The sequence below is a fragment of the Corynebacterium sp. genome, assembly GCF_052107835.1.
Classification (GTDB): domain Bacteria; phylum Actinomycetota; class Actinomycetes; order Mycobacteriales; family Mycobacteriaceae; genus Corynebacterium.
In genome coordinates this window covers 19,771-30,471 of sequence record NZ_JBQEDF010000041.1, presented here as the reverse complement: position 1 = coordinate 30,471, position 10,701 = coordinate 19,771, and the positions used below count along the sequence as shown (strand labels likewise).

12 protein-coding genes are annotated in these 10,701 nt (G+C 68.6%); 1 reads left to right on the top strand and 11 read right to left on the bottom strand.

The window, feature by feature from the left end; all coding sequences use genetic code 11:
• Positions 1-111 precede the first annotated feature (111 nt).
• Positions 112-573, bottom strand: coding sequence for a hydroxyphenylacetyl-CoA thioesterase PaaI (gene paaI / locus ACTIL2_RS10705; protein ID WP_442337458.1), 462 nt, complete (start codon positions 571-573; stop codon positions 112-114).
• Positions 570-2,711, bottom strand: coding sequence for a phenylacetic acid degradation bifunctional protein PaaZ (paaZ, locus tag ACTIL2_RS10700; protein WP_442337457.1), 2,142 nt, complete (start codon positions 2,709-2,711; stop codon positions 570-572). Before paaZ ends, paaI begins: the two co-directional genes overlap by 4 nt.
• A gap of 135 nt (positions 2,712-2,846) precedes the next feature.
• On the opposite strand from paaZ, the gene ACTIL2_RS10695 reads away from it, so the two are divergent.
• Positions 2,847-3,233, top strand: a complete 387-nt coding sequence (locus tag ACTIL2_RS10695; RefSeq protein WP_442337456.1) for a PaaI family thioesterase — start codon at positions 2,847-2,849, stop codon at positions 3,231-3,233.
• A 6-nt stretch (positions 3,234-3,239) separates the two neighbouring features.
• Here ACTIL2_RS10695 and ACTIL2_RS10690 read toward each other — a convergent pair whose 3' ends face one another.
• From ACTIL2_RS10690 to paaC, 9 genes are all read right to left on the bottom strand, one after another.
• Complete coding sequence (locus tag ACTIL2_RS10690) at positions 3,240-3,863, bottom strand: M23 family metallopeptidase (protein ID WP_442337455.1); 624 nt, start codon at positions 3,861-3,863, stop codon at positions 3,240-3,242.
• A gap of 66 nt (positions 3,864-3,929) precedes the next feature.
• The gene (locus ACTIL2_RS10685; RefSeq protein WP_442337454.1) at positions 3,930-4,388 is read right to left on the bottom strand and encodes a hypothetical protein; all 459 of its coding nucleotides are present in this window, start codon (positions 4,386-4,388) and stop codon (positions 3,930-3,932) included.
• Positions 4,389-4,470: 82 nt separating this feature from the next.
• Entirely contained in the window at positions 4,471-5,346 is an 876-nt protein-coding gene (locus ACTIL2_RS10680; protein ID WP_442337453.1) for a 3-hydroxyacyl-CoA dehydrogenase family protein, read from the bottom strand.
• A gap of 1 nt (position 5,347) precedes the next feature.
• Positions 5,348-6,121, bottom strand: a complete 774-nt coding sequence (locus ACTIL2_RS10675) for an enoyl-CoA hydratase/isomerase family protein (RefSeq protein ID WP_442337452.1) — start codon at positions 6,119-6,121, stop codon at positions 5,348-5,350.
• A gap of 2 nt (positions 6,122-6,123) precedes the next feature.
• Complete coding sequence (locus ACTIL2_RS10670) at positions 6,124-7,341, bottom strand: thiolase family protein (protein ID WP_442337451.1); 1,218 nt, start codon at positions 7,339-7,341, stop codon at positions 6,124-6,126.
• Complete coding sequence (locus ACTIL2_RS10665) at positions 7,338-8,141, bottom strand: enoyl-CoA hydratase/isomerase family protein (RefSeq protein ID WP_442337450.1); 804 nt, start codon at positions 8,139-8,141, stop codon at positions 7,338-7,340. The genes ACTIL2_RS10670 and ACTIL2_RS10665 overlap by 4 nt, the downstream gene beginning before the upstream one ends.
• The gene (paaE, locus tag ACTIL2_RS10660; RefSeq protein ID WP_442337449.1) at positions 8,134-9,309 is read right to left on the bottom strand and encodes a 1,2-phenylacetyl-CoA epoxidase subunit PaaE; all 1,176 of its coding nucleotides are present in this window, start codon (positions 9,307-9,309) and stop codon (positions 8,134-8,136) included. The genes ACTIL2_RS10665 and paaE overlap by 8 nt, the downstream gene beginning before the upstream one ends.
• Positions 9,309-9,824, bottom strand: coding sequence for a 1,2-phenylacetyl-CoA epoxidase subunit PaaD (paaD, locus tag ACTIL2_RS10655; protein WP_442337448.1), 516 nt, complete (start codon positions 9,822-9,824; stop codon positions 9,309-9,311). The genes paaE and paaD overlap by 1 nt, the downstream gene beginning before the upstream one ends.
• 2 nt (positions 9,825-9,826) lie before the next feature.
• The gene (paaC, locus tag ACTIL2_RS10650; protein WP_442337459.1) at positions 9,827-10,654 is read right to left on the bottom strand and encodes a 1,2-phenylacetyl-CoA epoxidase subunit PaaC; all 828 of its coding nucleotides are present in this window, start codon (positions 10,652-10,654) and stop codon (positions 9,827-9,829) included.
• Positions 10,655-10,701: the final 47 nt, after the last annotated feature.

Here is a 10,701-nt window from a genome sequence, read left to right as displayed (position 1 = left end):
GGGTTCAGGTGTGGGATCGGACGAGGCGTCCGGAATTACAGTGGCCACGGGGGACTCCAGGGTTGTGTTCGGTGGAGAGCAGGCGTGTACGGGTTACTTCAGGTACTGCAATTACTTCAGTGTGACGACGCGCGACGTCCCCCGGAACTGGGCGATCACCCGCCCGTCGCAGGTCAGCTCGACATCTGTGATGCCGTTGCGTCCCCAGGTGTCGGACTGGACGGCGCGTCCGTGGATGCGCTGTCCCTCCTTGCCGGGGGCGATGTAGTGCATGGTGTTGAAGGCGGCGACCGCCGCCTCACCACCCGAGTTGCAGGCCCCGGCGAACAGGGAGTCGGCGAAGGCGTAGAGGAAGCCGCCCTGGGCGTTGCCGTGGCCGTTGCACATTTCGGGGCGTAGCGTGAACTCGCCCTCGCAGACCCCGACCTCAAGGTGGGTGATGGTGATGCCCAGGAACTGGGAGGCACGGTCGTCGCGGAACATGCCGCGGACCCACCCGAACTCCGGTCCCGCGGCGACACCGGGGGCCAGGATCGTGTCCGGCGCGGTGTGCAGGTCAGTGGTCACTGTCATTGCGCACCCCAGTTCGCGTAGGTGGTGTCTTCCTTCTCCACGAGGGTGAGCACGTCGTAGGTGGCGACGATCTCGTCGTCCTGGTTGGTGATCAGGGCGTCCCAGCAGACCTCGCCGTAGTCGTCGGTGACGCGCGGGGTGATGCGCTTGGCGGTCAGCGTGACGCGGATCGTGTCGCCGTAGGTGGCCGGGGTGATGAACCGGAGGTTCTCCAGGCCGTAGTTGGCGAGGACGGGTCCCGGCGCCGGTTCCACGAACAGTCCGGCAGCCCAACTGACCAGCAGGTAACCGTGGGCCACGCGCCGGGGGAAGAAGGGGTTGGCCGTCGCTGCCTCCTCGTCGGTGTGGGCGTAGAACATGTCGCCGGTGGACTCGGCGAAGGCCTGGATCTCGTCGAGGGTGACCTCGCGCTCCTCGGAGACGAGCTGGTCGCCGACCCGAAGATCAGCCAGGGACTTCCGGAAGGGGTGAACGCCCTTGCCGGCCTCGATGTCGGCGCGGGTCACCGTACGGGTCGCCGCGCCCTGCACCCACTCGCCGGTGACGGCGGTGAGGTGGTCGGGTGAGCCCTGGACCGCGGTGCGCTGCATGAAATGCTTGATGCCGCGCACGCCGCCGAGTTCCTCGCCACCGCCGGCGCGTCCCGGGCCACCGTGGACCAGGGTGGGCAGCGGGGAGCCGTGCCCGGTGGAGGTCTTCGCGTCGTCCCGGTCGACGATGTGCAGCCGGCCGTGCAGGGAGGCGATGCCGCGGGCGACGCCGGATGCCACCTCCATGTCGTGGGTGACCAGGGAGGCCACCAGGGATCCGCGGCCGAGGTTCGCCAGGTCGACGGCATCGTTGATGTCGTCACCGTCGTAGCCGACCACGGTGACCACGGGCCCGAAGGCCTCCGTGTCGTGGACGGCCGCGGTGCGCGGGTCGTCGACGGTGAGGATGGTCGGGGCGAAGAAGGCGCCCTCTGCGTTGTCGCCGTCGTCGACGGGTCCACCGCCGAGCCGGACACGTGCCCCTGCGTCGACGAGCGACTGGACCGCTGCCGCGACGTCCTGCTGCTGGTCCTTGGAGACCAGCGGACCCATCGTCGTGCCCCCGCTGCGGGGGTCGCCGACGCTGACCTTGTCGTTGAGTCGGGTACCCAGTGCGTCCACCACGGCCTCCACCAGGTCGGACGGGACGATCGCTCGGCGCACCGCGGTGCACTTCTGACCGGCCTTGGAGGTGAGTTCGCCGAAGAGGATGCGGATGTAGGCGTCGAACTCCGGGGTGTCCGGGGTCGCGTCCGGGGCGAGGATCGCGGCGTTGAGCGAGTCCGCCTCGGCGGAGAACCGCAGCCCGTTCTTCTGCACGGCATCCGACCCACGCAACCCTCGGGCGGTGTCGGCGGAACCGGTGAACGCCAGGTGGTCGCGCTCGTCGAGGTGCTCGATGAGGTCGCGTCCGGCACCGGCGATGATCTGCAGGGAACCGTCAGGGAGGAGGCCGGACTCCACCATCAGGCGCACGCACTCCACGGCGACCGGGGAGGTCTGGGTGGCGGGTTTCACGATGGAGGGGACGCCGGCGACGAAGGCCGGGGCGAACTTCTCGAGCATGCCCCAGACGGGGAAGTTGAAGGCGTTGATCTGTGCGGCGACCCCGGGGATGGCGGTGTAGACGTGGCGGGCCACGAAGCTGCCGTCCTTGCTGAGGACCTCGACGGGGCCGTCGGGGATGACGTTGGCGTTCGGCATCTCGCGGCGGCCCTTGGAGGAGAAGGCGAACAGGGTGCCGATGCCGCCGTCGATGTCCACGAGGTTGTCGCGCTTGGTGGTGCCTGTGGCGAAGGAGAGCTCGTAGAGTCCGTCGCGGCGGTCGTTGAGGTAGAGGGCGATGTTCTTGAGGATCAGGCCGCGCTCGTGGGTGGTGAGCTGCTGCAGGTTCCTCTGGCCCACGGTGCGGGCGTGGTGGACGGCGGCGCCGGTGTCCACGGAACCGTCGGCCACTGTCTGGGCGGTGACTGCGCCGGTGGAGGCGTCGGTGATGGCGGTGGCTCGCGCGCCGGGGGCGTGGGCATCGGGGGTGATCCATGTGTCGGTGATGTAGCTGGGGAGGGTGGTGACGTCGGTCTGGGTGGTCTCGGGGGCGGTTGCAGTCACGGTCGTCCTTTCTGCGCAGTCTGCGGAGCATAATGACCGAACGGTCGGTCAGTTACGCTATAGTATCGCACAGGAAAGAAGTGAGACAACACACAACCGCCGATCCGGCGGGCCGGACGAGGCAGGAGTAGGACGATGTGGCAGATCACCCTGGGTGAACTTGACGAGAAAATGGGGGTCGAGATCCTCGAGGAGAGCCCGGAGAAGGTCGTGGCGACGATTCCGGTGGAGGGCAACAGGCAGTCCCTGGGTCTGCTCCATGGCGGAGCAATGGTCGCGGTCGCTGAGGCCGTGGGCTCCTGGGCGGCGCTGAAGCACGCCTCGACCTTCGGCAAGGCGGTGGTCGGAGTGGACATCAATGCCAGCCACCATGCGTCAGGACGCTCCGGGCTGGTGACGGTCACCGCCACCGCGATCCGGCTGGGTCGCTCAGTCTGCTCCCACGCGGTCGTGCTCACCGATGATGCGGGGCGCCGACTCTGTACCGCGAGGATCACCAACCTGGTGGTGGACGCGGGGTAGGCGACGTCAGCGGGCCATGACCACTTCGCCGCTGACGGGCAGCGAGCCGCGGAAGCTCAGTGGAACCGGCAGCGCTTCCTCGATGTTCTGGGTTGTGACCACCTGGACGTGGACGTGCGGCTCGGTGCTGTTGCCGGAGTTTCCGCAGCGTGCGATAGGTTCACCGACACTGACCCTGTCGCCCGGCCGAACCGTGATGGAGTCGCGCTGCAGGTGGCAGAGGAAGACAACGGCGCCGCCGATGTCGATCTGCACGTGGTTTCCGGCGACACTGATCCAGCCCTCGGCGGCGCGTCCGCGTTGCCCCAGGGCGTAGCGGATGGAGGGGAACCCGCGGTACGCGTGGTGGTCGGGTTCCCCGTCGTGGATCCCCACGACGGTGCCGACGGCCGGGGACAGGATGCGGCGTCCGAACCCGGGGAAGCTCTCCGGGGTCTCGGGGCGAAAGAGGGTGCGCAGCCGCACAGGGGCCGAGCGTCCATCGGGACTCACCGGGACGAAGTCGATGGCGTAGGACGACGCGAACAAGGTGGTGCCGTGACTGGGCACCAGGTCGGCCGGGCTGTTCTGCACCAGCCACCGCCCGGTGAACGGGTACTCGAGGTCGACGAGGTCGATGGGGGTGGACACACGTTCAGGCTACGTGGTGGATGCTCTTTCCTGGAGACCCTTTGCCGGACAAGGCCGTCGGTCCGGTCAGATTCGCGCGATGAGCTGGTCGATCTGCTCCTGTTTCTGTTCGGGCGTCACGACGTCGTAGGGGAGCGCGCCCCGCTGGGCAGGCCAGGGCACCAGGACATCGAAGTCGAGGTCGCGAAGCAGCGTTAGCGTGTCGACGAAAGCATGACGGTCGCTCTCGCCGAGTACGGCGGCCTGCCAGACACCGTCCTCGACCCAGATCGCGTCCCCGGTGAACAGGAACCGGTGCTCCCCGTTGTCCCACAGGTACAGTGTGGTCCCCGAGGTATGGGAGAAGCTGGGGATGACCTCGAGGTCGTCACCGATGGTGGTGCGTTCCGTGAAGGTGCCGGTGACCGCGGTGCGGGTTAGCCAGGCTAGGAGCGGTGTGGAACAACAGCAAGGAGTGGCCACGGCCCCGAGTGCGCCGCTTCCGGGATTGCCGTCGGTCAATGAGGAGCACGGGAATAAAGGCATTCGCGGGTCCCACCTGTCAGGCGGTGAGCCAGCACGTCGACGACACCTGCGGCCACCTGGTGCAGATCCACGACCGGGACGATCAGTACTCGTAGAAGCCCTTGCCGGACTTGCGTCCCACCTCGCCGGCGGCGACCTTGTCGCGCAGGATCTGCGGCGGTGCGAATCGTTCCCCCAACTCCTGCGCAAGGTACTCGGCGATGCCGAGCCGCACGTCCAGCCCCACGATGTCGGTCAGGGCCAGCGGGCCGACGGGGTGCTTGTAGCCCAGTGTCATCGCATTGTCGATGTCCTCGGCGCTGGCGACGTCCTCCTCGACCATCCGCATCGCCTCCAGCGCGATCGCCACACCCAGGCGGGAGGACGCGAACCCGGGTCGGTTCTTCACCACTACCGGTGTCTTGCCCAGCGCACGGACCCACTCCGGTGCAATACCGGCGAGCTCCGGTGACGTGGAGTCGCCGATGACGACCTCGATCAGCTTCGAGGCGGGCACCGGATTGAAGAAGTGCAGGCCGCAGAGCTTCTCCGGGTGGCCCGTGACCTCCCCGACAGCGGCAGCGAGGTCGTCGACGGACAGGGAGGACGTGTTCGTTGCCAGCCATGCCGACCCGCCGACGACCTTCGCCACACCCTGGAGTGCGGCGGTCTTGATGCCCATGTCCTCGGGCACGGCCTCGATGACCAGGCCGCATCCGGCGAAGTCGTCGTTGGAGCTGGAGACGGTGAGGCGGGCGGCGGCGTCCTCCACCGAACCGGTGAGCTTGCCGCGGTCGGCGGAGGCCTGCACCTGCTCGACAACCCGGTCCCGCGCTGTGTCCGCGGCTCCGGGGTTCGCCTCGACGACGGTCACATTGCTGCCGGAGACCAGGAAGCCGTGGGCGATGCCCGCGCCCATGCGGCCACCGCCGAGAACGCCGACGTGTGTGGGGAGGGAGGTGGTGCCAGAGTCAGTCATGTCACTTCTTTCTGTCGATGAAGGCCTGCATGCGGTCGAATTTCGCGTCGGATTCGAAGAGGATCGCCTGGGCGAGGTCGTCGACGGCCGGGTGGGCGTCGCGGGGCATGTCGAAGACGCGCTTGGCCACCCGCACCGCCAGCGGATCCTGTGAGCCGATGCGGTCGGCGAGGTCCGCGGCAGCGTCCAGCACTGTGTCGGGGGAGTGGACGGAGAGCAGGATGCCGTGCTCCACGCAGTCGGTGCCCTTCAGGACGCGGCCGGCGAACAGGATCTCCTTGGCGATCTGCTCGCCGGTGATCTCCTTGAGCCTCCACAGTCCACCGGCGGCGGCGATGATGCCCAGTCCCGTCTCGGGTTGGCCGAAGCGCACGGCCTCGGTGCCCAACCGGAAGTCGGCGGCGAGCGCCAGTTCGGCGCCCCCACCCAGGGCGACGCCGTCGATGGCGGCGATGACAGGCATGGGCAGCGTGGCTATCCGGTCGAATATCCGGGAGTTGATGCCCAGCAGGGCGTCCTCCCGGCGGCGCTCACGCAGCTGGGTGATGTCCGCACCGGAGGCGAAGATCCCCTTGCGTCCCGAACGCCCCTCCACCTCGCAGCCGGTGATGACCAGCACGCACGGCTCCCGTTCCAGCTCGGCGCAGACGGCGTGCAGGTCATCGACCATGGCCTGGTCGATGGCATTGCGCACCTCCGGGCGGTTGAGCCGGACGAGGGCGAAAGAGCTGTGCTCCGTGTCGACGGTGTCCAGTGTCAGTGTGGAGTAGCCCATCGTCACACCTTCTCGATGAGGATCGCGGTGCCCTGGCCCACGCCGACGCACATCGTGGCCAGGCCGCGGCGTCCCCCCGACTGTTCCAGGCGGTTGAGCAGCGTGACGATCAGCCGGGAACCGGAGGACCCCAGCGGGTGGCCCAGGGCGATCGCGCCACCATTGGCGTTGACGATGTCCTGGCGCCCGTCCAGCCCCAGTTCGCGCAGGCAGGCCAGCGACTGGGTGGCGAAGGCCTCGTTGATCTCCACGGCGTCCAGGTCGTCGATGCCCCAGCCGGAGCGTTCCAGGACCCTGCGGGTCGCCGGGACGGGGCCCATGCCCATGGTTGCCGGTGACAGGCCCACCGCCGCGTCCGTCACGATGCGGGCGCGCGGGGTCAGCCCGTACTTCCCGCAGGCTTCGCCGGACGCGATGACCAGGGCGGACGCGCCGTCGTTCAATGCCGAGGAGTTCCCCGCGGTGACCACGCCGTCCAGCCGGATCACCGGGCGCAGGCCAGCCAGCTTCTCCAGCGAGGTCTCCGCACGCGGTCCCTCGTCGGTGTCGACGACACTGACCGCGCCCTTGCGTCCGTGGACGGTGACCGGGGTGGTCTCGGCGTCGAAGCGTCCCTCATCGATCGCGGCCAATGCACGCGTGTGGGACTGCAGGGCGAAAGCATCGCAGTCCTCTCGGGCGACGCCGTACACGTCGGCGACCTCCTCCGCGGTCTCAGGCATCGACAGCGTGCGCTTGTCCACCTTCAGGTGCTCCGGGTTGGTGAAACGCCAGCCGATGGACGTGTCGAAGGATGCGCCCGGTTTCGCCCACGCCTTCTCGGGTTTGGCCTGCACCCACGGGGCGCGGGTCATCGACTCCACCCCGCCGGCGACCACGATGTCGGCGACACCGGCGGCGATCTTGTGCCACCCGTCGGCCACCGAGGACATGCCGGAGGCGCACAGGCGGTTCAGCGTCATTCCGGGGACATGCTCCGGACCGCCGGCCAGCAGCCAGGACATCCGGGCCACATTGCGGTTCTCCTCGCCGGCACCGTTGGCGTTGCCGAGGATGACCTCGTCCACGGTCGCGGCGTCCACCCCGGATCTCTCCAGGACATCCCCGATGACCAGGGCGGCGAGGTCGTCCGGTCGTACGGAGGCGAGGGCCCCGCCGTAGCGTCCGACGGGGGTTCGTCGCGCCTCGACGATGTAGGCGGCGCGGGGATCGAGGGTCATGAGGGGGCCTTTCCGGTGAAGACGGGACGCCGCTTCTCCTGGAAGCTGCGGAAGCCTTCGGCGTAGTCGGGGGTCAGGGACAGCCGCACCTGGGCGGCACTTTCACGGTCCAGGGCCTCGCGCGGGCCCAGGTTCTCCTCCGCGATGGCGGTCAGGAGACGTTTGGACTCCAGGAAGGCCTGGGTCGGGCCGGAGGCGGCCTTCAGCGCGGCGGTACGTGTGGCGTCCTGCAGCTCGTCGTCGGGCAGGACGCGGGAGAACAGTCCCTCGGCCACGGCCTGTGACCCGCTGATCAGTTCGCCGGAGTACACGAGGTCGAGGGTACGGTGCCTGCCCAGCCGTGACAGGAGAAAGGCGTGACCGCCGGAGTCCAGCGTGGCGCCGAGGTTGGCGAAGGGTGAGCCGATCTTCGCTTTCTCGCTCAGGTAGACCACGTCGCAGGCGACGGCCAGGCCCAGTCCCACCCCCAGGCATGCACCCTGGACGGCGGCGAAGGTGGGTGCGGGGAAGTCCTCCAACGCGTGCAGGACGGGGGTCAACGTCTGCAGGTACCCGGAGGCGTCGTCGTTGCCGGGGTCGGTGCCGGCGACATCGCGTCCGGCGCAGAAGCCGCGTCCCTCGCCGCGCAGCAGCAGGGCGCGGACGGTGCCGGCCGTTGCGCCGGACGCGGCGTCCTGCACACAGGTACCGAGGGCGGCCAGGTCATCGGCGTTGAGGGAGTTGAGTTTCTCCGGTGCAGTGAGGACGATCTCGGCGAGCCCGTCGGTGACGGTGAGTGACACAGGGGGATTCTCAGGCATCGAAGTTCACCTCCACAGCATCACTCGTGGGCCGGGACTGGCAGGTCAGGACGTATCCCGCCTCGACCTCGTCGGGCTCCAGGGCGAAGTTCTCATCCATGTCGCAGGTGCCGGAGACCAGCTTCGCGCGGCAGGTGCCGCACACCCCGCCAGCACAGGCGAAGGGTACGTCCGGACGGGAACGCAGCGCGGCATTGAGGATCGTCTCCCGTGCCGAGCGTGGTGAGGCGACCGTGGAGGACGCCCCGTCCAGGGTGAACCCGACATCGTAGACCGGCTCGTTGTCCTTGACCTCGATCGCGCGTCCCTGCTGGCCGTCCGGGGTGGTCGGCTTACCGGTGGTGAACAGCTCGAAGCGCACCCGGTCCTCGGGGACGTCGCGGTCCTTGAGCTCGTCCCGGGCGAGCTGCACCAGGTCGAAGGGACCGCAGAGGAACCATTCCTCCACGTCGCCGGCGCGCAGCATACGGTCCAGCATCAGCGACAGTTTCTCGTCGTCGATGCGCCCCGTGTGCAGGGGGCTTGTGCGATTCTCGCGCGACAGCACGTGGTGCACGGTGAACCGGTCCGGGTAACGGTCCTTCAGGTCGCCGATCTCCTCGGCGAACATCACGTCCACCGTGGACTTGTTCGCGTAGACCAGCTCGAAGGTCGCGTCGGGCGAGGACGCCAGCGTGGCCGTCGCGATCGCCATCACCGGGGTGATGCCCGAGCCGGCGGCGAAGGCGACCAGGCGGGCCCGCGGATTGTGCTCCAGCTGGGTGGCGACCAGTCCGGCCGGGTCGTTCATCGCGGTGGTGCGCACCTTCTGCGTGAACGCCCCCTGCGGGTTCATCACCTCGATGACGTCCCCGGCCCCGAGAGCCTCGTTCGCCCAGGTGGAGAACACGCCGCCGAGGGTCTTCTTGATGGCGACCCGGATCTCCCCGGGCTGCGGAGCGGCACAGATCGAGTAGGAGCGGCGGACCTCGGTGCCGTCGATGGTCGCGCGCAGGGCCACGTACTGGCCAGGGACGTAGTTGTAGTCCTCGACCAGGTCCTCCGGTACACCGAAGGTGACCTCGACGGCCTCGTCGGTGAGCGGACGGACTTCGGTGACGGTCAGCGGGTTGAACTTCGCGCGTTTCGGGGTCGGCGCGGTCGGTGATTGCGGGGCAGTGGTCGTCATCAGTGCACCTTGAAGTAGTCGAAGGGTTCATGGCAGTCGTTGCAGACGTACAGGGCCTTGCAGGAGGTGGAGGCGAAGCGGGTCAGTTCGCGGGTGCGGTGGGACCGGCAGTTCGGGCAGCGCACGTCGGGGCGCTGCACGCCGAGCTGCAGGGTGACCGGGCCAGCGGGCCTGGCCTCGTGCGTCGGCGGGGCGATGCCGTACTCCTCGAGCTTGCGTTTACCGTCCTCGGTCATCCAGTCGGTGGTCCATGCCGGGCTCAGCACGGTCTCCACTGTCACGGAGTCCGGAGCGAAGCCGGCGTCTGCCAGGGCGGTGGTGACGTCCGCGGTGATCTGCGACATCGCCGGGCAGCCGGAGTAGGTCGGTGTGATCGTCACGGTCACTGACCCGTCCTGAACCTGCACATCCCGCAGGATGCCCAGGTCGACGATGGTCAGCACCGGGATCTCGGGGTCGGTCACCGTGGCGACGGCGTCCCAGGCGTGCTGGCGGGCGGGGGTTGCGGTGACCATGGCTACCACTCCGCCCCGGGGTGCTGGCGGGCCAGGGACTGCATCTCGGAGATGATGTAGCCGCGGTGTTCGCTGAAGCGGCCCGTCCTGGTGTGTCCCAGGTCGGCGGCGGCGGGGACGGTGGGCACACTCAACCCGGCCTTCTCGATCACGGTCGCCAGGTGGGCGTCCACCGGCTCCTTGAGTTCGGAGGGCCGCACCGCGGCACCCGGGTGGGTCTCCGCGACACGGTCGGTGACCTCGGTGTCGGTGAACAGCTCGTCCTTGTAGGGCCACATGGACGTCAGCCCCTCCTGCATGCGGCGGTGGGACTCCTCCGTGCCCAGCCCCAGACGCAGCACCCACTGGGTGGCGTGGTCGATGTGGTAGCTGACCTCCTTGATCGCCTTGTCGGCGATGGCCGCGATCATGGTGTCGGTGGAGGAGGACAGGCGGGAGTACAGCTCCCCGGCGTAGTAGCTGAAGATCAGCTGGCGGGCGATGGTGTGCCCGAAATCGCCGTTGGGCTGCTCCACCAGGCGGGCGGAACGGAACTCGTCCTCGTCGCGGAAGTAGGCGAGCTCGTCCTCGGTCTTCCCCCATGCCGACCCTGCGTAGGTGTAGAGGAACCGGGCGTGGCCGAGGGTGTCCAGGGCGATGTTGCCCAGCGCGATGTCCTCCTCCATCTCCGGTGCCCGGGAGATCCACCAGCCGAGACGCTGGGAGAGGATCAGGGAGTCGTCGGCGAGCTGCATGGCGTACTCCGCGATCTCCGGGGAGGCGGTGGTGGCGTCGTCACTGCCGACCAGCTCGGTGATCTCCTCGGCGGTGATGGCGTCGCCCACGGACATGTGGGTGGCGGAGTCGGTGCTGACGGCGGTGGCTGCTTCTGCGTCTG